The 22767-nt window shown below is 44.9% G+C and carries 22 protein-coding genes; all 22 read left to right on the top strand.

The genetic code is table 11. The features are described 5' to 3' along the window. The first annotated feature begins 61 nt into the window (after positions 1-61). The 22 genes from MWM02_RS13100 (at position 62) to ribF (ending at position 22740) form a co-directional block, all read left to right on the top strand. A complete protein-coding gene (locus tag MWM02_RS13100) occupies positions 62-826 on the top strand; it encodes a FliA/WhiG family RNA polymerase sigma factor (protein WP_064551011.1) in 765 nt (254 codons plus the stop codon). Positions 827-848: 22 nt separating this feature from the next. Continuing rightward, positions 849-1094, top strand: a complete 246-nt coding sequence (locus tag MWM02_RS13095; RefSeq protein WP_064551010.1) for a hypothetical protein — start codon at positions 849-851, stop codon at positions 1092-1094. A 9-nt stretch (positions 1095-1103) separates the two neighbouring features. Further along, the gene (locus tag MWM02_RS13090) at positions 1104-1574 is read left to right on the top strand and encodes a hypothetical protein (protein WP_244402196.1); all 471 of its coding nucleotides are present in this window, start codon (positions 1104-1106) and stop codon (positions 1572-1574) included. Positions 1575-1733: 159 nt separating this feature from the next. After that, positions 1734-2441, top strand: a complete 708-nt coding sequence (gene rpsB, locus MWM02_RS13085; RefSeq protein WP_003251698.1) for a 30S ribosomal protein S2 — start codon at positions 1734-1736, stop codon at positions 2439-2441. Positions 2442-2595: 154 nt separating this feature from the next. After that, positions 2596-3480 carry a translation elongation factor Ts gene (tsf, locus tag MWM02_RS13080; RefSeq protein WP_064551008.1) on the top strand — a complete coding sequence of 295 codons (885 nt, stop codon included), beginning with the start codon at positions 2596-2598 and terminating at the stop codon, positions 3478-3480. Between the two features lie 134 nt (positions 3481-3614). Next, positions 3615-4337: a UMP kinase gene (gene pyrH / locus MWM02_RS13075; RefSeq protein ID WP_003251694.1), complete on the top strand. Its 723-nt coding sequence runs from the start codon at positions 3615-3617 to the stop codon at positions 4335-4337. Positions 4338-4339: 2 nt separating this feature from the next. Then, positions 4340-4897 carry a ribosome recycling factor gene (gene frr, locus MWM02_RS13070; RefSeq protein WP_003251692.1) on the top strand — a complete coding sequence of 186 codons (558 nt, stop codon included), beginning with the start codon at positions 4340-4342 and terminating at the stop codon, positions 4895-4897. A 155-nt stretch (positions 4898-5052) separates the two neighbouring features. Continuing rightward, positions 5053-5829 (top strand): undecaprenyl pyrophosphate synthase, encoded by a 777-nt coding sequence (locus tag MWM02_RS13065; RefSeq protein ID WP_064551007.1) that lies wholly within the window; start codon positions 5053-5055, stop codon positions 5827-5829. Between the two features lie 5 nt (positions 5830-5834). Further along, on the top strand, positions 5835-6629 hold the full coding sequence (locus MWM02_RS13060) for a phosphatidate cytidylyltransferase (RefSeq protein ID WP_064551006.1): 795 nt from the start codon (positions 5835-5837) through the stop codon (positions 6627-6629). 20 nt (positions 6630-6649) lie between these two features. Beyond that, positions 6650-7795: a 1-deoxy-D-xylulose-5-phosphate reductoisomerase gene (gene dxr / locus MWM02_RS13055; protein WP_064551005.1), complete on the top strand. Its 1146-nt coding sequence runs from the start codon at positions 6650-6652 to the stop codon at positions 7793-7795. Positions 7796-7813: 18 nt separating this feature from the next. Continuing rightward, entirely contained in the window at positions 7814-9073 is a 1260-nt protein-coding gene (gene rseP, locus MWM02_RS13050; RefSeq protein ID WP_064551004.1) for an RIP metalloprotease RseP, read from the top strand. Between the two features lie 30 nt (positions 9074-9103). Then, positions 9104-10807, top strand: coding sequence for a proline--tRNA ligase (locus MWM02_RS13045; RefSeq protein WP_064551003.1), 1704 nt, complete (start codon positions 9104-9106; stop codon positions 10805-10807). A 118-nt stretch (positions 10808-10925) separates the two neighbouring features. Beyond that, positions 10926-15236 carry a PolC-type DNA polymerase III gene (locus tag MWM02_RS13040; protein ID WP_064551002.1) on the top strand — a complete coding sequence of 1437 codons (4311 nt, stop codon included), beginning with the start codon at positions 10926-10928 and terminating at the stop codon, positions 15234-15236. Positions 15237-15572: 336 nt separating this feature from the next. Next, positions 15573-16046, top strand: a complete 474-nt coding sequence (gene rimP, locus MWM02_RS13035) for a ribosome maturation factor RimP (RefSeq protein ID WP_244402195.1) — start codon at positions 15573-15575, stop codon at positions 16044-16046. A 24-nt stretch (positions 16047-16070) separates the two neighbouring features. Then, the gene (nusA, locus tag MWM02_RS13030) at positions 16071-17219 is read left to right on the top strand and encodes a transcription termination factor NusA (protein ID WP_064551000.1); all 1149 of its coding nucleotides are present in this window, start codon (positions 16071-16073) and stop codon (positions 17217-17219) included. Positions 17220-17231: 12 nt separating this feature from the next. After that, positions 17232-17522, top strand: a complete 291-nt coding sequence (rnpM, locus tag MWM02_RS13025) for an RNase P modulator RnpM (protein WP_064550999.1) — start codon at positions 17232-17234, stop codon at positions 17520-17522. Further along, entirely contained in the window at positions 17512-17814 is a 303-nt protein-coding gene (locus MWM02_RS13020) for a YlxQ family RNA-binding protein (RefSeq protein ID WP_244402194.1), read from the top strand. The genes rnpM and MWM02_RS13020 overlap by 11 nt, the downstream gene beginning before the upstream one ends. A 19-nt stretch (positions 17815-17833) precedes the next feature. Then, positions 17834-20056 (top strand): translation initiation factor IF-2, encoded by a 2223-nt coding sequence (gene infB / locus MWM02_RS13015; RefSeq protein ID WP_064550997.1) that lies wholly within the window; start codon positions 17834-17836, stop codon positions 20054-20056. Continuing rightward, positions 20053-20331, top strand: a complete 279-nt coding sequence (locus MWM02_RS13010) for a DUF503 domain-containing protein (protein WP_064550996.1) — start codon at positions 20053-20055, stop codon at positions 20329-20331. Before infB ends, MWM02_RS13010 begins: the two co-directional genes overlap by 4 nt. 15 nt (positions 20332-20346) lie before the next feature. Then, the gene (rbfA, locus tag MWM02_RS13005) at positions 20347-20727 is read left to right on the top strand and encodes a 30S ribosome-binding factor RbfA (protein ID WP_064550995.1); all 381 of its coding nucleotides are present in this window, start codon (positions 20347-20349) and stop codon (positions 20725-20727) included. Between the two features lie 86 nt (positions 20728-20813). Further along, a complete protein-coding gene (truB, locus tag MWM02_RS13000; RefSeq protein WP_064550994.1) occupies positions 20814-21722 on the top strand; it encodes a tRNA pseudouridine(55) synthase TruB in 909 nt (302 codons plus the stop codon). A 34-nt stretch (positions 21723-21756) separates the two neighbouring features. Further along, positions 21757-22740, top strand: coding sequence for a bifunctional riboflavin kinase/FAD synthetase (gene ribF / locus MWM02_RS12995; protein WP_064550993.1), 984 nt, complete (start codon positions 21757-21759; stop codon positions 22738-22740). Positions 22741-22767: the final 27 nt, after the last annotated feature.

The following is a 22767-nucleotide window of genomic DNA, read 5'->3' as shown; positions in this document are numbered from 1 at the left end:
TGAAAGGAATGGTATTATTATAACAAACAGCGGCATTTTGTAGAGGATGAGGTGGAATCGCATGGCGAACGTTTTAGCAGGTGAAGAGCGCAAATATTGGGAGCGTTGGATCTATGACCGTGATCCACAAGCTGGAAATCAGCTCGTGCAAACATATATGCCGCTTGTTCATTATCATGTTCAACGAATCGCTGCGTCGCTGCCGAAAAATATTAGCAAACAAGAGTTGATCAGCCTTGGATTAATCGGACTTTACGACGCGCTCGAAAAATTTGACCCCTCCCGTGATTTAAAGTTTGACACGTATGCTTCATTTCGCATCCGCGGTGCGATTCTCGATGGACTCCGCAAAGAAGACTGGCTTCCGCGCAGCGTAAGGGAAAAAGCGAAAAAAATTGAAGAGACGATCGAAAAGCTGGAACAGCGCTACATGCGGTCCGTTACTGCAAAAGAAGTCGCCGATGAATTAGGGATCACCGAAGCGGAAGTATACACGGTAGTAAATGAGAATTTCTTTGCAAATGTCCTATCCTTTCAACATGTTGCTACAGAAAACGAGGAAGAAGAAAACGCGCTTTTAGCGATTCGCGATGAAAAAGCTCCTTCTCCAGAGGAAGAAGTCTTAAAACAGGAATTATATGAAAAATTAGCGGAAGTCATTCGGCAGCTAAGCGAAAAAGAGCAGCTTGTCCTTAGCTTGTTTTATAAAGAAGAACTTACTTTTACGGAAATTGGAGAAATTTTAGGACTTTCCACCTCAAGAATTTCCCAGCTTCATTCCAAAGCGATTTTTAAGTTGCGTAAAATTTTGGAACAGGCGCTTTAGCCGAAAAAGGAAGTGGGATAATATGGATATGAAATTAGTCGAGTTGCAAATCGCTCTGCCAAAAACGTATGATGCCGGAAAAATACAACATGATGTCCATTATTATCCACAGCTCGCGCAATCGCAGCTTGCTGAAACGACAAAAAAGCAAATGGAGCGGGCGCGAAGAAAAGTGACGGAAAAGCGTACGAGCGCCAACGTTAGCCGAGAACAAAACAAACAACACGTTCATCCATATAAAGGAAAAACAATTGACATTGTAGGATAGAGGGATTCGATGATTGCACTGCTGCTTGTTATTAGTTTTGTACTCCATGCGCTTTCATTGTTTCTGATTATTTTGCTTTATTTACGATTATCAAAAGTGAAGGAAACGGAAAAGCGTCAACAACAAATGACAGAGGAGATGGAACAAACGTTTTCTGCATATTTATTAGAATGGAAGGAAGAAAACGAGCGTTTTCTAAAAAAACTGTCCGGCATGATGGGCAATCGTTCTAAGGAAGATGTGAAAAAAAAACCTTCTATCGTTCATACGACATCGGCAGAAGAAGAGCTGCCCGACTATTTTCCTAACGTCGGCGATGTGAAAGACATCGTTGATATACGCCATCAAGCGGCGCCTTCTTTGCTCGCTGACGAGGCGTGGGAGCTTTATAAACAAGGAAAAACAATTGAAGAAATCGCGAAAATTTTAAAAAAAGGAAAAACGGAAATCGAGCTGTTGCTAAAATTTCACCAAAAGTAGGCAAATAATTGCTTGATTGTCGTAAGTAGTTATGATATATTTTTACGTGGTGTGAATACACACGCTCATGGATTTAAGCAACGGTGCTGACATTTGTCAGTCTTGCTTAAAAATGATATGGGCGGAGGAACGAAAACCAAACAAATAGGAGGAGCTATAATGTCAGTTATTTCCATGAAGCAATTGCTTGAAGCAGGTGTTCATTTCGGACATCAAACTCGCCGTTGGAACCCAAAAATGAAAAAATATATTTTCACAGAACGCAACGGCATTTATATTATCGACTTGCAAAAAACCGTCAAAAAAATGGAAGAAGCATATAATTTTGCAAAAGAATTAGCAGCGAACGGCGGTAAAATTTTGTTTGTCGGTACGAAAAAACAAGCACAAGAGTCTGTGAAAGAAGAAGCAGAACGTTGTGGCATGTTTTATGTGAACCAACGCTGGTTAGGCGGCACGTTAACAAACTTCGCAACGATTCAAAAGCGGATTAAGCGCCTAAAAGAAATTGAAAAAATGGAGGAAGACGGCATCTTTGACGTACTTCCGAAAAAAGAAGTCATCCGCTTGAAAAAAGAGCAAGAACGCCTAGAGAAATTTTTAGGCGGCATTAAAGAAATGAAAGAATTGCCGGACGCGTTGTTTGTCATTGATCCGCGCAAAGAGCGCATCGCGGTTGCGGAAGCGCGCAAATTAAACATTCCGATTATCGGCATTGTTGATACAAACTGCGATCCGGATGAAATTGACTATGTCATTCCAGCAAATGACGATGCGATTCGCGCTGTAAAACTTCTTACTTCCAAAATTGCCGACGCGGTGTTGGAAGCAAAACAGGGCGAAGAAGCAGTCGTCGCTGCTGAGTAACGTGTTTCGCGAAAGGTGATAAGAGGGGAAAGCCTTTTATCACCTTTTTTTGAGACAGAAAACAGCCGTTGTTGGCTATACTAATAGGTACGGAAGAGAGCGGAATTTCGCTCAAATGATACATACATGCGAGGTTAAAGGAGGATTTTTATTTATGGCGATTACAGCACAAATGGTAAAAGAATTACGCGAAAAAACGGGCGCGGGGATGATGGATTGCAAAAAAGCGCTCACCGAAACAAACGGCGATATGGAAAAAGCGATCGATTGGCTTCGTGAGAAAGGAATCGCCAAAGCGGCGAAAAAAGCGGATCGCATCGCTGCCGAAGGAACAACGCTCATCGAAGTCGATGGCAACACCGCTGTTATTTTAGAAGTAAACTCAGAAACGGATTTCGTAGCGAAAAACGAAGCATTCCAAACGCTAGTAAAAGAGCTTGCTGCCCACTTGTTAAAGCATAAGCCTGCCACGCTTGAAGAAGCGCTTGGGCAAACAATGGACAACGGAGTGACGGTTCAAGATCACATTAATGCCGCGATCGCAAAAATTGGTGAAAAATTGACGTTGCGTCGTTTTGAAACTGTGGAAAAAGGCGACAATGAGGTATTTGGCGCATACTTACACATGGGCGGACGCATCGGCGTATTAACATTATTAGAAGGAACAGCAAACCAAGAAGTCGCGAAAGATATTGCGATGCATATCGCCGCATTGCGTCCGAAATACGTTTCTCGCGACCAAGTGCCGCAAGAAGAAATTGATCGTGAACGCGAAGTGTTGAAACAGCAAGCGTTAAATGAAGGAAAACCTGAACATATCGTAGAAAAAATCGTAGAGGGCCGTTTAAACAAATTTTATGAAGATATTTGTTTGTTAGAGCAAGCGTTCGTGAAAAATCCAGACGTAAAAGTACGCCAATATGTTGAATCCAACGGTGCAACAGTGAAAACATTTATCCGTTATGAAGTTGGCGAAGGAATGGAGAAACGCCAAGACAACTTTGCCGAAGAAGTAATGAATCAAATGAGAAAGCAATGAGCGAAGTCCATAGGGAACACACACCGTGTTCCCTATTTTTCAAAATATAGCATCACGATTTTCCAAAAGTGGTGCGATGTTTTTTGCCATTTTTTGCGTTTCGCTTTTCCTAATTAGCTGCATGGAGGTTCGACATGGAGAAACCAAAGTATAAGCGTATTGTACTGAAGTTAAGCGGTGAAGCGTTAGCTGGGGAACAAGGATTTGGCATTAACCCTGCCATTATTCAATCCATTGCGAAACAAATAAAAGAAGTTGCCGAGCTCGGTGTTGAGATTGCGATTGTTGTTGGCGGCGGAAATATTTGGCGCGGAAAAACGGGAAGCGAGATGGGAATGGACCGTGCGACGGCAGACTATATGGGAATGCTCGCAACGGTCATGAATTCGCTTGCGCTTCAAGATAGCCTCGAACACCTCGGCGTCGAGACGAGGGTGCAAACGTCGATTGAAATGCGGCAAGTGGCTGAACCTTACATACGAAGAAGAGCCATTCGCCATCTTGAAAAAAAACGTGTCGTCATTTTTGCGGCAGGGACGGGAAATCCGTACTTTTCAACGGATACGACGGCGGCATTGCGCGCTGCCGAAATTGAAGCAGACGTTATTCTAATGGCCAAAAACAATGTGGATGGCGTATATAGCGCCGATCCGAAAATTGATGAAAATGCAGTGAAATATGATGAACTATCTTATTTGGATGTCATTAAGCAAGGATTGGGAGTGATGGACTCCACTGCTTCCTCGTTATGCATGGATAACGATATTCCGTTAATTGTTTTCTCGATTATGGAAGAAGGCAATATAAAACGAGCCGTTCTTGGCGAAAATATTGGAACAATCGTGAGGGGGAAATAGCGATGGTACAGCAAATCATCAATACTGCAAAGGAAAAAATGGATAAAGCCGTCCAGGCGTTTACTCGCGAACTTGCAACCATTCGTGCGGGAAGAGCCAATCCGAGTCTATTGGAAAAAATAACGGTGGATTATTACGGCGCACCAACGCCAATTATCCAGCTGGCAAGTATCAGCGCTCCGGAAGCGCGGTTGCTTGTCATTCAGCCGTATGATAAATCGGTTATCAAAGATATTGAAAAAGCAATTCTATCATCTGATTTAGGATTAACACCATCCAATGACGGGTCAGTCATTCGCATTGCGATTCCGCCGTTAACGGAAGAACGTCGCCGTGAGCTAGTGAAGCTTGTCAAAAAATATTCTGAAGACGCGAAAGTTGCTGTGCGCAATATTCGCCGCGATGCGAATGATGAGTTGAAGAAACTGGAGAAAAATGGTGAAATTACAGAAGATGAGTTGCGTGGTTATATAGATGATATTCAAAAGCTCACAGATAATCATATCGCAAAAATTGATACGATTACGAAAGAAAAAGAAAAAGAAGTAATGGAAGTGTGATGAAACAGGAAAGACCCTCTATATTCATGGAGGGTTTTTTTGCTATAATGGAAAGGCAATGAATCTGAAAAGTGGATGAAGCAAAAAAAGTTTGTTCCAGAAATCGCTAGTCACATGGTACATTATAATAAAATATCATCATATGGAGGACTAGTATGTTTAATAAAATTTGGAAAAATAAAGAGGATGAATCATCCTTTTCTCTTGTTTACACAAAAGAGGATATATTGCAACATCCGATTCCAAAACATGTCGCCATCATTATGGATGGCAATGGGCGATGGGCAAAAAAGCGGGCCTTGCCTCGGGCAGCGGGCCATTACGAAGGAATGCAAGTCGTTCGCAAAATTACCCGTTTTGCCAACGAACTTGGCATTAAAATACTATCATTGTACGCGTTTTCGACAGAAAATTGGAAGCGGCCGAAAAGCGAAGTAGAGTATTTGATGAAGCTTCCTGAACAATTTTTAACGACGTTTCTTCCGGAATTAATTGAAGAAAATGTGAACGTTCGCGTGATTGGAAATACCGAACAGCTTCCTGAACATACACGGCGGGCGGTGGAGAAGGCAATTTATGAAACAAAGGACAATACAGGATTGATTCTGAATTTTGCCTTAAACTATGGCAGCCGCGCGGAAATTACATATGCGGTGCAGCAGATTGCCAAAGAAATTCAAAACGGACGTTTATCTCCGGAACAAATTACGGAAGAGTTAGTGTCTTCGTATTTGATGACAAAAGATTTAACAGATCCGGATTTACTTATCCGCACAAGCGGAGAAATACGTTTAAGCAATTTTATGTTATGGCAGCTTGCTTATACAGAGTTTTGGTTCACTGATGTGTTATGGCCGGATTTTACGGAACAACATTTATTAGAAGCGATTGCTGCATTTCAAAAACGCAATCGCCGTTTTGGAGGAGTTTAAATAAGATGAAACAGCGAATGATTACTGGCTTCATTGCCGCCGCGTTGTTTTTGCCGATTGTGATTTTTGGCGGATTTCCGTTTATAATAGTAACATATATATTAGCAACGATTGGGCTGTTTGAATTATTGCGGATGAAACGTCTTCGCGCGTTTTCGCCAGGAGGAATCATAAGTTTTTTGCTTTTATGGGTGTTGCTGATTCCGAACGCATATGCCCATCGGTTCGAGTCTTTAAACATAACGAAAAGCGAATGGTTTGCACTCGCCGCGTTATTGCTGCTTGTATATACGGTAGTGACGAAAAACGCGTTTACATTCGATGAGGCGGGATTTCTGTTTTTATCTATTCTTTACGTTGGCTTTGGATTTTATTATTTTATGGAAATTCGCTTTATTGGCTTGGCGTATATGGTGTATGCTTTATTTACGATTTGGGCGACAGATATCGGGGCGTATTTTATCGGTCGGGCGTGGGGAAAACGCAAGCTTTGGCCGGAAATTAGCCCAAACAAAACGGTGGAAGGCTCGATTGGCGGAATCGTTTGCGCCGTTGTTGTTGCTATTGTGTACCAACTGTGTACAAACCTTTTTGACAGCTTCGGCATTCTCATTGCGATGACGATCGTTCTTTCCGTGTTTGGGCAGTTGGGAGATTTAGTCGAGTCCGCATTTAAGCGGCATTATGGCGTCAAAGATTCCGGAAATATTTTGCCGGGGCATGGCGGCATTTTAGACCGCTTTGATAGCTTATTGTTCATTGCGCCGATTTTAGCTGTTTTCATGAATGTCGTGTTATAAGGGAGTTAGGAGTGAAGGGATTGAAATATATTAGTATATTAGGAGCCAGCGGTTCCATTGGCACTCAGACGTTGGATATCGTTCGTTTGCATCCAGATCAATTTCAATTAACGGCAATATCGATTGGAAAAAATGTGGACATGGCACGAGCGATTATTGAAGAATTTGCTCCCCGGCTTGTCGCTGTCGCCGATGCAGACGCGTATGATAAGCTTCGCAGCGAATACGCGGGAAAAGTAAAGATCGTTTATGGTGAAGATGGTTTAACGGAAGCAGCCGTTTTTCCAGAAACGGACATTGTTGTGACAGCCGTCGTCGGAAGCGTTGGACTTGTTCCGACGTTACGAGCGATTGAGGCTGGTAAAACGATTGCGCTAGCAAACAAAGAAACGCTTGTGACAGCAGGGCATATTGTAACAGCAGCTGCCAAAAAACACGGCGTTGCGTTGCTGCCGGTGGACAGCGAACATTCGGCAATTTTTCAATGTTTACAAGGAGAAAAAAAGAAAAATGTGGAAAAAATTATTTTAACAGCGTCTGGCGGCAGTTTTCGCGACAAAACGAGGGAAGAATTAAAAAATGTCACGGTGGAAGAAGCGCTGCGCCATCCGAACTGGTCGATGGGGTCAAAAATTACGATTGATTCGGCGACGATGATGAACAAAGGATTGGAAGTGATTGAAGCGCATTGGCTTTTCGAGCTGCCATATGAGCAAATTGACGTGTTATTGCATCGCGAAAGCATCATTCATTCGCTCGTTCAGTTCCGCGACACAAGCATGATCGCCCAACTCGGAATGCCGGATATGCACGTGCCGATTCAATACGCTTTAACATACCCTGAGCGCTTACCGCTTATAAAAGCCAAACCGCTTGACTTAGCAGAAATTAGTACATTACACTTTCAGCGGGTGGATTTTGACCGTTATCGCTGCTTGCGATTCGCATATGAAGCAGGGAAGGCAGGCGGATCGCTACCAACGGTGTTAAACGCTGCAAATGAAGAAGCGGTTGCCGCTTTCTTGCAAGGCCGCATTGCATTTCTTGCTATTGAAGAATATATTGAACGCGCGTTGGAGCGTCATAAGCTTGTCAAAGAGCCGTCACTGGAAGAGATTCGCGAAATTGATGCGGAGACGCGTCAGTACGTCCGGTCACTACTATGAAAAAAGGTGGTTGAAACATTGGAACCGATCATTGCGTTTATCGTTATTTTTGGAGCGCTTGTGTTTTTCCATGAACTTGGCCATTTGATTTTCGCTAAGCGCGCGGGGATTTTATGCCGTGAATTTGCCATCGGCTTCGGCCCAAAAGTATTTTCATTTAAGAAAAACGAAACCGTATATACGATTCGTTTGCTTCCATTGGGCGGTTTTGTTCGCATGGCCGGTGAAGACCCGGAAATGATCGAAATCAAGCCGGGGCAAGTCGTTGGGTTAGTATTAGACAAGAACGGCAACGTTGATAAAATTATTGTCAACCATAAAGACGACTATCCAAACGCGAAAATAATTGAAGTTGAACAAGCGGATTTGGAACATCATATGTATGTTACTGGTTATGTCGAGCAAAATGAGGACCGGCTTGAACGTTTTTCTGTCAATGAGCCTGCCTTTTTTGTCGTCGATCACCAAGAAATCCAAATTGCCCCATACCATCGCCAATTTGTCGCAAAAACGCTAGGGCAGCGGACGATGACGATTTTGGCGGGGCCGCTTATGAATTTTGTGCTGGCGTTTGTCGTGTTTTTGCTCATCGGATTGCTGCAAGGATATCCGGTCGACAAGCCGATTATCGGCGAGCTGACAAAAGAAGGAGCGGCACGGGAAGCTGGCCTTCAGCAAGGGGATATTGTTCTTTCGATCGATAATGAACCGGTTAAGACATGGACGCAAGTGGTGGATATTATTCGCGCCCATCCGGAAGAAAAATTGCTTTTTAAAATACAACGGGATGGAAAAGTGATGGATATTGCTGTAACACCTGATGCGAAAAAAGTGCAGGGAGAAACGATCGGCCTCATCGGTGTGTATGAGCCGATGGAAAAATCGGTTTTTGGCTCATTAAAACAAGGAGTTATTGAAACGTACTACTGGACAAAAGAGATTCTTGTCGGTCTCGGACAGTTAGTCACTGGCCAATTTAAGCTCGATATGCTGTCAGGTCCTGTTGGCATTGCTGTTTCAACTGGCAAAGTGGCGCAATCGGGTATTTACTATTTAATGAAATGGGGAGCGATTTTAAGCATTAACCTTGGCATTGTCAACTTATTGCCGCTTCCTGCGCTTGATGGCGGACGGTTGCTCTTTTTCGCCATCGAAGCGCTGCGCGGAAAGCCGATTGACCGGCAAAAAGAAGGAATCGTGCACTTTATCGGTTTTGCCCTTTTAATGTTATTAATGCTTGTCGTTACATGGAATGACATTCAAAAGTTTTTCCTATAAAAAGAGACAGAGAAAAAGAGGTGCGAGAGAATGAGACAAAGCCAATCGTTTATTCCAACGCTGCGGGAAGTGCCTGCAGACGCGGAAGTGAAAAGCCACCAGCTGTTGCTGCGCGCTGGGTTTATCCGGCAAAGCGCAAGCGGCGTATATACGTTTTTGCCGCTCGGACAGCGCGTATTACAAAAAGTGGAGACGATTATTCGCGAAGAAATGAATCGCGCCGGAGCGATTGAATTGCTTATGCCGGCGCTGCAGCCAGCGGAATTATGGCAGCAATCCGGCCGCTGGTATTCGTACGGTCCTGAGCTGATGCGCTTGAAAGACCGTCATGAACGCGATTTTGCGCTTGGACCGACGCATGAAGAAATGATTACGGCGCTTGTGCGCGACGAAGTGAAATCATATAAACGTTTGCCGCTTACGCTTTATCAAATTCAAGTGAAATTCCGTGATGAAAAACGCCCGCGTTTCGGTTTATTACGCGGCCGCGAATTTATTATGAAAGACGCGTATTCGTTCCATACGTCGCAGGAAAGTTTAGATGAAACGTACAATAAGATGTATGAAGCGTATTCGAACATTTTCCGCCGCTGCGGTTTAAACTTCCGTGCCGTTATTGCAGATTCTGGAGCGATCGGCGGAAAAGACACGCATGAATTTATGGTTTTGTCAGAAATTGGCGAAGATACGATCGCTTATTCTGACGCTTCCGATTATGCGGCAAACATTGAAATGGCACCTGTTATTACCACATATGAGAAAAGCGATGAGCCGCTTCGCGAGCTAGAAAAAGTGCATACACCGGGGCAAAAAACAATCGAGGAAGTAGCTTCGTATTTGCAGGTGGCTCCGGAAAAATGCATCAAGTCATTGCTTTTTAAAGTCGATGACCGTTACGTGCTTGTGCTCGTCCGCGGCGACCATGAGGCAAACGACGTAAAAGTGAAAAACTTGTTTGACGCAGCCATCGTCGAGCTTGCGTCGCCGGAAGAAACGAAGCAAGTAATGAACTGTGAAGTCGGTTCGCTCGGTCCAATTGGCGTTGGCGAATCCGTCACTGTCGTTGCCGATCATGCGGTAAAAGCGATCGTTAATGGCGTATGCGGAGCGAATGAGGAAGGCTATCATTATATTGGCGTCAATCCAGAGCGCGATTTTACCGTTTCTGAATATGCTGATTTACGTTTTATTCAAGAAGGAGATCCGTCTCCGGATGGAAAAGGCACGATCCGCTTTGCCCGTGGCATTGAAGTTGGCCACGTGTTTAAATTGGGCACGCGTTACAGCGAAGCGTTGAACGCAACTTATTTGGATGAAAATGGACGTTCGCAAACGATGATCATGGGCTGCTATGGAATCGGCGTTTCGCGGCTAGTCGCGGCGATTGCCGAGCAGTTTGCTGACGAAAACGGTCTCGTCTGGCCAGCGGCGGTTGCTCCGTTCCACGTCCACCTTATTACGGCGAATGCAAAAAATGAAGAGCAGCGCCAGCTCGCCGACGAGTGGTATGAAAAATTGGGACAAGCCGGCTTTGAAGTATTGTATGATGATCGTCCGGAGCGCGCCGGCGTCAAATTTGCTGATAGCGATTTAATCGGGATCCCGGTTCGGGTGACAGTCGGGAAGCGCGCTAGTGAAGGAATTGTAGAAGTAAAAGTGCGCCAAACAGGCGAATCAATGGAAGTGCCTGTCCATGAACTGATTGACACGATTCAACGCCTTTTACAACAATAAATTACGGAATTTTTTCAGGGCTGTGCTGACGAAAAGTAGAAATGTTACTTTTCAGACAGCCCTTCTGTTATTATGTAGTTAAGTATGTATCATTTTGAGAGGGGAAAGGATCGACGTCATGTTAACAAATGAGCAAAAAGAGCGATTTCAAGTGTTGTTGCAGCAGCTTGAATTGACGTCAGACGAATTTGTTCCGTATTTCTTGGAAGCTGGCATTCAAAAACTTGTCATTGAAAAAGAGAAAAAATGTTGGCATTTTTATTTCTTGCTGCCGAAAATTTTGCCTTACCGCGTTTATCAGCTGTTTACGCAAAAGCTTGTTCATGCGTTTCATCATATCGCAAACGTGAAATACACCATTCAAGCAATGGATTCGCATTTTACAGAATCGGATGTCCGTGATTATTGGACGCACTGTTTGCAAGAGCTGCAAGAAGGAGCTTCCCCGCTTTTATCGCTGCTTCATGAGCAAGTTCCGAGCGTAAAAGGAAATAAACTGTATGTGATCGCCCACAATGAGGCAGAAGCAATGGCGGTGAAGCGTCGTTTTGCCAAAAAAGTGGCTGAAGTGTATCAGTCGTTCGGTTTTCCGCTTTTGCAGCTGGAAACAGAAGTCAAGCAGTCGGAAAAAGATTTTGCGCAATTTTTAGCGCAAAAGCAGCAAGAAGACGCCGAACGCGCTTTAGCGGTGCTAACGGAGATGACGACGAAAGAAACGGAAGCAGAGCCGGCGGCAGATGAGCCGGCGGGACCGCTCATTATCGGCTATCCGATTAAAGAGGACGAGGAAGTCCGTACGCTTGACAGCATCGTTGAAGAAGAACGGCGCGTCGTCGTGCAAGGATATGTGTTTGATGCTGAGGCAAAAGAATTAAAAAGCGGGCGGACGTTATTAACGCTAAAAATTACCGATTACACAAACTCGATTTTAGTGAAAATGTTTTCGCGCGATAAAGAAGATGCCGAGCTGATGGCGAATGTAAAAAAAGGGATGTGGGTGAAAGTAAGAGGAAGCGTGCAAAACGATACGTTTGTCCGCGACCTTGTGCTAATCGCCAATGACATTAATGAGGTGAAAGCGAAAGAACGGCAAGATACCGCTCCAGAAGGGGAAAAACGGGTGGAACTTCATTTGCATACACAGATGAGCCAAATGGACGCGGTCACGTCCGTTACAAAGCTCATTGAACAGGCGAAAAAATGGGGCCATCCAGCGATTGCTGTTACGGACCATGCTGTCGTGCAGTCGTTTCCGGAAGCGTACAGCGCTGCAAAAAAATACGGGATGAAAGTATTGTACGGCGTGGAAGCAAACATTGTCGACGATGGCGTGCCGATCGCCTACAACGAAGCGCATCGTTTGCTTGCCGAAGACACGTACGTCGTTTTTGACGTGGAAACGACCGGACTGTCGGCAGTGTATAATACGATTATTGAGCTTGCTGCAGTGAAAGTAAAGGACGGAGAAATTATCGACCGGTTTACATCGTTTGCCAACCCACATCATCCGTTATCGATGACAACGATTGAGTTGACAGGAATTACCGATGACATGCTGAAAGATGCTCCAGATGTGGAAGAAGTGCTGCGCCAGTTTTACGATTGGATTGGCGACAGCGTCCTTGTCGCGCATAACGCTAGTTTTGACATCGGTTTTTTAAATGTCGGTTTTACGAAAATCGGCCTTGGCAAAGTGACGAATCCGGTTATCGATACGCTTGAATTGGCGCGGTTTTTATATCCGGACTTGAAAAATCACCGCTTAAACACGCTTTGTAAAAAGTTCGACATTGAATTGACGCAGCATCACCGGGCGATTTACGATGCGGAAGCAACCGGATATTTGCTTATGCGGCTGTTAAAAGACGCGCAGGAACGAGGAATTTTATATCATGATGAATTAAACAAACGTTCGAAGGAAGAAGTGTCGTACCAGCGCTCCCGTCCGTTCCATGTGACGCTGCTTGCGCAAAATGACATTGGTCTAAAAAACTTGTTCAAACTTGTTTCTTTATCGCACGTGAAATATTTTTACCGGGTTCCGCGCATTCCCCGCTCGGTGCTGCAGCAACACCGTGAAGGCATTTTAGTCGGTTCCGGCTGCGATAAAGGCGAAGTATTTGACAATATGATTCAAAAAGCGCCGGAAGAAGTCGAAGAAATCGCGAAATTTTACGATTTTCTCGAAGTACATCCTCCGGAAGTATACAAACCGTTGATTGAAATGGACTATGTCAAAGATGAAAATATGATCAAGGAAATTATCCAAAAGATCGTCATGCTCGGAGAAAAATTAAACATTCCCGTCGTTGCGACCGGAAATGTGCATTATTTAAATCGAGAAGATAAAATTTACCGAAAAATTTTGATCCATTCCCAAGGCGGGGCCAATCCGCTCAACCGTTATGAGCTTCCGGACGTCTATTTTCGGACGACCGACGAAATGCTCGAATGTTTCTCCTTTCTAGGAGAAGAAAAAGCAAAAGAAATCGTCGTGACGAATACGCAAAAAATCGCTGGTCTCATCGATGAAGTGAGACCGATTAAAGACAAGCTGTATACGCCGCGCATCGAAGGGGCGGAAGAGGAAATTCGCGAAATGAGCTACCGCCGTGCCAAAGAAATTTATGGCGATCCGCTGCCGGAAATTGTCGAGCAGCGCTTGGAAAAAGAATTAAAAAGCATCATCGGACACGGTTTTGCCGTCATTTACTTAATTTCTCACAAGCTCGTCAAAAAATCGCTCGATGACGGCTACCTTGTCGGTTCGCGCGGCTCGGTCGGTTCTTCGTTTGTCGCGACGATGACGGAAATTACCGAGGTCAACCCGCTGCCGCCGCACTACGTCTGCCCGAACTGCAAGCACTCAGAATTTTTCAATGACGGTTCGGTCGGTTCCGGATTTGACTTACCGGATAAAAATTGTCCAAAATGCGGCACCAAATATAAAAAAGACGGGCACGATATCCCGTTTGAAACATTCCTTGGCTTTAAAGGGGATAAAGTTCCGGATATCGATTTAAACTTCTCCGGCGAATATCAGCCGCGCGCCCATAACTACACGAAAGTATTGTTCGGGGAAGATAACGTATACCGCGCAGGAACGATTGGCACTGTCGCCGATAAAACGGCGTACGGTTTTGTCAAAGGATATGCAAGCGATTTGAATTTGCAGCTGCGCAGTGCGGAAATCGACCGTCTCGCCGCGGGATGCACCGGAGTAAAGCGGACGACAGGGCAGCATCCAGGCGGCATCATCGTCGTTCCAGATTATATGGACATTTACGATTTTACGCCAATTCAATATCCAGCAGACGATACGAGTTCCGAATGGCGCACGACGCACTTTGATTTCCATTCGATTCATGACAATCTCTTGAAGCTCGATATTCTTGGGCACGACGATCCGACAGTCATCCGCATGCTTCAAGATTTAAGCGGCATCGATCCAAAAACGATTCCAACAGACGATCCGGAAGTGATGAAAATTTTCAGCAGCACCGAATCGCTTGGCGTTACGCCGGAACAAATTATGTGCAATGTCGGCACGCTCGGCATTCCAGAGTTCGGCACGCGCTTTGTCCGTCAGATGCTTGAGGAAACGAGGCCGAAAACATTTTCCGAGCTCGTGCAAATTTCCGGCCTTTCCCACGGAACGGATGTCTGGCTTGGAAACGCCCAAGAATTGATTCAAAACGGCACATGCACGCTGTCGGAAGTGATCGGCTGCCGCGATGATATTATGGTTTATTTGATTTATCGCGGACTCGAGCCGTCGCTTGCGTTTAAAATTATGGAATCGGTGCGGAAAGGAAAAGGGCTGACGCCGGAATTTGAAGAAGAGATGCGCAAGCATAATGTGCCAGAATGGTATATTGAATCATGCAAAAAGATTAAATATATGTTCCCGAAAGCGCACGCTACCGCGTACGTGTTAATGGCGGTCCGCATCGCTTACTTTAAAGTGCACCATCCGCTTTTGTACTATGCCACTTACTTTACAGTGCGCGCGGAAGATTTTGATTTGGATGCGATGATTAAAGGCTCTGCGGCGATTCGCAAACGCATTGAAGAAATTAACGCGAAAGGATTAAACGCGACGGCAAAAGAAAAAAGCTTATTGACGGTATTAGAAGTTGCTTTAGAAATGTGCGAACGCGGCTTCTCGTTTAAAAACATCGATCTTTACCGTTCACAGGCAACCGAATTTGTCATTGACGGCAATTCGCTTATTCCGCCGTTCAATGCGATCCCAGGCCTTGGGACGAACGTGGCGCTCAACATCGTGCGCGCCCGCGAAGAAGGGGAATTTTTATCAAAAGAAGATTTGCAGCAACGCGGAAAACTGTCAAAGACGCTCATCGAATATTTGGAAAGCCGCGGCTGCCTTGATTCGTTGCCGGATCATAACCAGCTTTCCTTATTTTAAACTTGGCCAGCTTCGTTTGAATGGTCGCCGGAATGTTTGCCATAGGAAGCGCGGCGGGCTGACTGGCGCGATCCACAATCGATCGGTCATTCGCGGCTGGCTCGTTAGGAACTTGATGAATACAGTGAAGCGAGAATCTCGTTTTCCCATTGCAATATATTTTCCAATATGTTATAGTTTTAGTGGAAATGGCAAAGATAATGGGTAAGGAAAGAGTGGGGAAACCCACTCTTTCGTCTTGAATGAATGTCAATTGCTTTTTCATTCCCCGCAAATTTGCAGGGGATTTTCTCGTTATAACGAGCGACGCAGTTTCTCTATGTTAGGAGGAAAAGAATGAGCAAAAAGGTGACGAGCATAGTAGAAGGACTAGTCACACCAATTCTTGCCGACATGGATTTAGAACTTGTCGATATCGAGTATGTAAAAGAGGGGAAAAGCTGGTTTTTGCGCGTCTTTATCGACTCTGATGAAGGGGTTGACATTGAACAATGTGGGGCCGTAAGTGAAAAGTTAAGCGAGAAATTGGATGAAGTCGACCCGATCCCGCACAACTATTTTCTTGAAGTTTCTTCGCCTGGGGCGGAACGGCCGTTAAAAAAACCGGCTGATTTTACGAAAGCGATTGGGAAAAATGTATATATCAAAACATATGAACCAATTGAAGGAGAAAAGGAGTTTGAAGGGGAACTTACCGGTTTTGACGGAAAAACAGTATCCGTCACTGTGAAAGACAAAACTCGCAAAAAAACCATCGACATTCCGTATGAAAAAGTGGCGAGCGCAAGACTTGCTGTTATCTTTTTTTAATGGCAAAAGGGGGATTTTCGTTTCATGAATACGCAATTACTAGATGCCTTAGCGGATATTATCCGCGAAAAAGGCATTAGCAAAGAAGTTGTGATGGAAGCGATCGAAGCAGCGATTATTTCCGCGTATAAACGCAATTTCGGCCAAGCGCAAAACGTACGGGTTGATTTGAACATGGAAACAGGAACCATCCGCGTATTTGCGCGTAAAGAAGTAGTGGAAGAAGTCAATGATCCGCGTCTGCAAATTTCTTTGGAAGAAGCGCAACGAATCGATCCAAACTATCAAATCGGCGATGTCGTAGAGTTGGAGGTAACGCCGAGAGATTTCGGACGCATCGCGGCACAAACGGCGAAACAAGTTGTTACACAACGGGTGCGCGAAGCGGAGAGAAGTGTCATTTACGCAGAGTTTGTTGACCGTGAAGAAGATATTATGACAGGGATTGTACAACGTATAGATCCTCGCTTTGTTTACGTCAGTCTCGGCAAGACGGAAGGGCTGCTACCGGCTAGCGAACAAATGCCAAACGAAACGTACAAGCCGCACGACCGCATTAAAGTGTATATAACCAAAGTGGAAAAAACGACGAAAGGACCGCAAATTTTTGTATCGCGCACTCATCCGGGATTGCTAAAGCGCCTTTTTGAACTGGAAGTTCCAGAAATTTACGACGGCACGGTTGAAATTAAATCGATCGCTCGCGAAGCGGGGGACCGCTCGAAAATTTCTGTGCATTCCGACAATCCGGAAGTGGATCCGGTTGGCGCTTGCGTTGGCCCAAAAGGACAGCGTGTTCAAGCGGTTGTGGAAGAGCTAAACGGGGAAAAAATTGATATCGTCCGCTGGTCTGCTGACCCTGTTGAGTTTGTCGCGAACGCATTAAGCCCGGCGAAAGTGCTGCGCGTGATCGTCAACGAAGAACAAAAGGCGACGACGGTCATCGTGCCAGATTATCAGCTGTCGTTAGCAATCGGCAAACGCGGACAAAACGCCCGGCTAGCCGCGAAGCTAACAAATTGGAAAATCGATATTAAAAGCGAATCGGAAGCGAGAGAATTGGGAATCGATCCGTATGCGCAATCCACTTTTCTTGATTCGGAAGAAACGTCGATCAATAATGAAAATGACAGCAACCAATCATTCGATTTACAAGATGAGAAAATCGAGTGAGGGGGGAGCGACATGGCTGGTCAAAAGAAAGTGCCAATGCGAAAGTGCGTCGTGACTGGAGAAATGAAGCCAAAAAAAGAAATGGTACGCATCGTTCGCTCTAAAGATGGAGAAGTTTCGATTGATCTAACCGGGAAGAAAGCGGGGCGTGGAGCGTATATTACGCTAGATAAAGAATGCATTTTATTGGCGAAAAAGAAAAATGTTTTAGCCCATCATTTAAAGACGGAAATTGCCGATTCGCTGTATGACGAATTGCTTCAGTTGGCGGAAAAGGAGACAGCAGCTCGAAATGAGCAATGAACGGTGGGCATCATTATTAGGACTAGCGAATCGAGCACGGAAAGTAATTTCAGGCGAGGAACTGACGGTCAAAGAAATTCGTAGCGGAAGAGCGAAACTCGTGCTTTTAGCGGAGGATGCATCAGAAAATACAACGAAAAAAATCAATGATAAATGTTCTTCATACGGTATTCCGCTCCGCAAAGTGCCTGATCGTTATACGCTCGGGCGCGCAATCGGGAAAGACGCCCGTGTTGTTGTTGCGGTGATCGATGAAGGATTTGCCAACAAACTACTGACGATGCTCGATTGATCTTTATGGGGGTGAATCTATGTCTAAAATGCGTGTATATGAGTACGCGAAAAAAAACAATGTATCCAGTAAAGACGTTATTCATAAATTGAAAGAAATGAACATCGAAGTGACGAATCATATGGCGACGTTGGAGCCGGAAGTGGTGGAAAAGCTTGACCATACGTACAACAAAAAAAATGAACGACCTGAACGGCCGCACGCTTCTGCTCCAAAGGAAAAACGCCCAACAACGGTAAAACCGAAAAACTATGTCGATGATTTTGATGATGAAGATGAAGAAGTAGTGAAAACGAAAGTGCCAAAGAAAAAAGGGGCAGGCAAAAAGAAAGAAGGAAAAAAACACGATTTGCAATTGCAGCAGCAAGAAAAGAAAATTTTCCATCAGCATAAGAAGAAAAATAAAGGAAAAGTAAAAGCGAAGGTAAAAGCAAAAGAACAGCAACCTGTGCAGCAACAAGAACCGCCAAAGAAAAAAGAAAAAGAGCTTCCTAAGAAAATTACGTACGAAGGAACATTGACGGTCGCCGAACTCGCGAAAAAACTCGGTCGCGAACCGTCGGAAATTATTAAAAAGCTGTTTATGCTCGGCGTGATGGCCACAATCAACCAGGATTTGGATAAAGATGCGATCGAACTGATTTGTTCCGATTATGGTGTAGAAGTGGAAGAAAAAGTAGTTATCGATGAAACGGATTTCGAATCGATTGAAATCGTCGATAATCCTGAAGATTTAGTGGAGCGCCCGCCGGTTGTCACGATTATGGGGCACGTTGACCACGGAAAAACGACGCTATTGGATTCGATTCGCCATTCGAAAGTGACGGAACAAGAAGCAGGGGGCATTACGCAACATATTGGCGCATATCAAGTGACAGTGAATGATAAAAAAATTACGTTCCTTGATACGCCAGGGCATGAGGCGTTTACGACAATGCGGGCAAGGGGAGCGCAAGTCACCGATATTGTCGTCCTCGTTGTCGCCGCCGATGATGGCGTTATGCCGCAAACGGTGGAAGCAATTAACCACGCGAAAGCGGCGAATGTTCCGATTATTGTTGCCATCAACAAAATCGATAAGCCCGATGCTAACCCAGATCGCGTGATGCAAGAATTGATGGAGTATAATCTCGTTCCGGAAGAATGGGGCGGAGATACGATCTTTTGTAAACTGTCGGCAAAAACGGGAGAAGGAATTGATAATTTATTGGAAATGATTTTGCTTGTTAGCGAAATGGAAGAATTAAAAGCAAATCCAAATCGCCGCGCGACAGGAACGGTAATCGAGGCGAAACTCGATAAAGGCCGCGGCCCGGTTGCGACGCTGCTCATTCAAGCGGGAACGTTGCATGTCGGCGATCCGATTGTTGTTGGCTGCACGTACGGACGCGTGCGGGCGATGGTCAATGATACAGGGCGTCGCGTGAAAGAAGCAGGCCCTTCGACACCTGTGGAAATCACTGGTCTTCACGAAGTGCCGCAGGCTGGAGACCGCTTTATGGTGTTTGAAGATGAGAAAAAAGCGCGGCAAATCGGTGAAGCGCGGGCGCAAAAACAATTGATGGAGCAACGTAGCATGAAGACGCGCGTCAGCCTAGACGACCTCTTTGAACAAATTAAACAAGGAGAAATGAAAGAATTAAATATTATTGTCAAAGCGGATGTTCAAGGATCGGTTGAAGCGCTTGTTTCCGCCTTGCAAAAGATCGATGTGGAAGGTGTGCGCGTGAAAATTATTCACGCTGGAGTTGGAGCAATTACAGAATCCGACATTATTTTGGCGACCGCATCGAACGCGATTGTCATCGGCTTTAACGTCCGCCCGGATGCAAACGCAAAACGTGTTGCCGAGTCAGAAAAAGTCGATATTCGTCTGCACCGCATCATTTATAAAGTGATTGAAGAAATTGAAGCGGCGATGAAAGGAATGCTTGATCCGGAATACGAAGAAAAAGTCATCGGTCAGGCGGAAGTACGGCAAACGTTCAAAGTATCCAAAGTTGGAACGATCGCCGGATGCTATGTCACTGAAGGAAAAGTGACGCGTGACAGCAAAGTCCGCCTCATTCGTCAAGGCGTCGTCGTTTATGAAGGTGAAGTGGATTCATTGAAACGCTTTAAAGATGATGTCAAAGAAGTAATGCAAGGATATGAATGTGGATTGACGATTAAAAACTTCAACGATATTAAAGAAGGAGACATTATTGAAGCGTACGTAATGCAGGAAGTGGAAAGACAATGATCGGCTTTGTCGCCTGTGAATGCCTTATTTACGACGCGCAATCATTAAAAGAAAAACGCGCCGTATTACAACGAATAATAACGCGGCTGAAACAAAAATATAATATATCCGTAGCCGAAATCGATCACCAAAACGTATGGCAGCGAACGACGCTTGGAATTGTTGCGATTACGTCGAGCCGGGTGACAACTGAGCGGGAGCTACAGCGCGCGCTCGCTTTGATCGATTCCTTCCCAGAATTGGAAAGGACGGTTACGACATTTGAGTGGTTTTAATCGAGGTGATTGGCAATGAATTTACGGGCTACACGTGTCGGTGAACAAATGAAAAAAGAATTAAGCGATATTATTGGTCGCAAATTAAAAGATCCGCGCATCGGCTTTGTCACTGTTACCGATGTGCGCGTCACAGGCGACTTGCAACAAGCAAAGGTGTATATTAGCGTGTTAGGGGACGAAGAACAGCGACAAAACACTTTAAAAGGTTTGGAGAAAGCGAAAGGATTTATCCGTTCCGAAATCGGCCAACGCATTCGTTTGCGGAAAACACCGGAAATATTTTTCGAAATTGATGAATCCATCGAATATGGAACCCGCATTGAGCAGTTGATCCGGCAAATTTCTGCGGAACGCGAAAGCGAGAAAAAAGAAGAGGAAAACGAAAAAGAATAAAAATGAATGGATAGACAATTTGTCTATCCATTTCGATTATGTACATAAATTATTTTGGTTATGACTTTGTCAGAAAGGGTGCGCAAATGGACGGAGTATTGTTATTGCACAAACCGCTTGGAATGACGTCGCACGACTGTGTTGCGCGCATTCGCCGCATGTTGCGAATAAAAAAAGCAGGGCATACAGGGACGCTTGACCCAAACGTATCAGGAGTTTTGCCAATTTGTATTGGAAAGGCGACACGCATCGCCGAATTTTTAACAGGATCGACGAAAACATACGAAGGTGAGGTGACATTAGGGATCGCGACAACAACGGAAGACAGCGATGGCGAAATCGTCGTAAAGAAAAAAGTGGATCGCATCATTCGTCGCAGCGAAATTGAAGAAGTGTTCCAGCAGTTGACGGGGGAAATTGCGCAAACGCCGCCAATGTATTCCGCGGTAAAAGTAAGAGGAAAAAAGCTGTATGAATATGCGCGCGCGGGCGTTGAAGTCGAGCGGCCGACTCGCATCGTCACGATCCATGAACTAACATTGCTTGATGAACGAGATACATTTTCTGGTGACACCGTTTCGTTTCGCTTTCGTGTCATTTGCAGCAAAGGTACCTATATCCGCACGTTAGCGGTGATGATTGGAGAACGCCTCGGGTATCCGGCGCATATGTCTGATCTTGTTCGCACTGCATCCGGCCCCTTTTCTTTGCAAGATTGCGTCACATTTGAACAATTAGAACGTTACATCGAGAACGGACAAGTGCAATCCGTTTTGCTTCCGATTGAAAAGGCGCTTTTTCATTTGCCGAAATATGAGATAAATGATAAAGTAGCAGAGAAAGTAAAAAACGGAGCGATATTGCCGCTTCCCGCTTTTTTGCAATCATTGCAAGGACCGATATTAATGATGACTAAACAAAGCGAGGCGCTCGCTCTTTATGTAAAGCATCCTGTTAAACCTCACTTGATGAAGCCGCTGAAAGTGTTTCGATAAGCGAAAAGGCAAAAATAGAAGGTGAGTAAAGAAAATGAAAACACTATTTATTTCGCATCCCCATCAGATAAAAAAAGAAGAACTGCCGCCGACCGTTATGGCGCTTGGCTATTTTGACGGCATCCATCTTGGGCATCAGAAAGTGATTCGCACAGCGGTAAAAATCGCGGCGGAAAAAGGGTATAAAAGCGCGGTGATGACGTTTCATCCACATCCTTCTGTCGTGCTTGGAAAGAAGGAAAAACATATTCATTTGATTACGCCGCTAAAGAAAAAAGAGAAGTTAATTGCCGAACTTGGCGTCGATTACTTATATATTGTCGAGTTTACCCCTTCGTTTGCGCAGCTATTTCCGCAAGAATTTGTTGATCAGTATATTATCGGCCTTCATGTGAAGCACGTCGTTGCCGGGTTTGATTTTACTTACGGGCGCCTTGGAAAAGGAACGATGGAGACATTGCCGTTCCATTCGCGCGAGCAATTTACGCAGACGGTGATTCCAAAATTAAGCATCGATGGAGAGAAAATAAGCTCCACTTATGTCCGGCAGTTGCTGAAAAACGGAGATGTCGATCAACTGCCGCGTTTGCTCGGCCGCTTTTATGAAGTGGAAGGCACAGTGGTGGGCGGTGAACGCCGCGGAAGAACGATTGGGTTTCCAACGGCGAATATAGCGTTAAATGATGATTATTTATTGCCGGCGCTTGGCGTATATGCAGTAAAAGTAAAAGTCGGTTCGCACATATTGGAAGGAGTGTGCAATGTTGGCTATAAACCGACGTTTCACTCTACCCGCGAAGGATTGCCAAGTATCGAGGTGCACATTTTTGATTTTGCCAAAGACATTTATGGAGAAACGATGACGATCGAGTGGCATGTGCGCTTAAGAAGCGAACAAAAATTCGCGAGTGTGGATGAATTGATCGCGCAAATTCAGCGGGATAAGGAAAAAGCGCAAGCATATTTCCGCAAATTCGCCGAAAATACTTGCATTTTATCGCAAAAAGAGTTATTCTAATAGATGTATGCAAAATAACCATTGCTT

The sequence above is a fragment of the Parageobacillus sp. KH3-4 genome, assembly GCF_022846435.1.
Classification (GTDB): domain Bacteria; phylum Bacillota; class Bacilli; order Bacillales; family Anoxybacillaceae; genus Parageobacillus; species Parageobacillus thermoglucosidasius_A.
The sequence above is the reverse complement of the archived record's forward strand: the minus strand, read 5'-3'. Positions and strand labels throughout refer to the sequence as shown.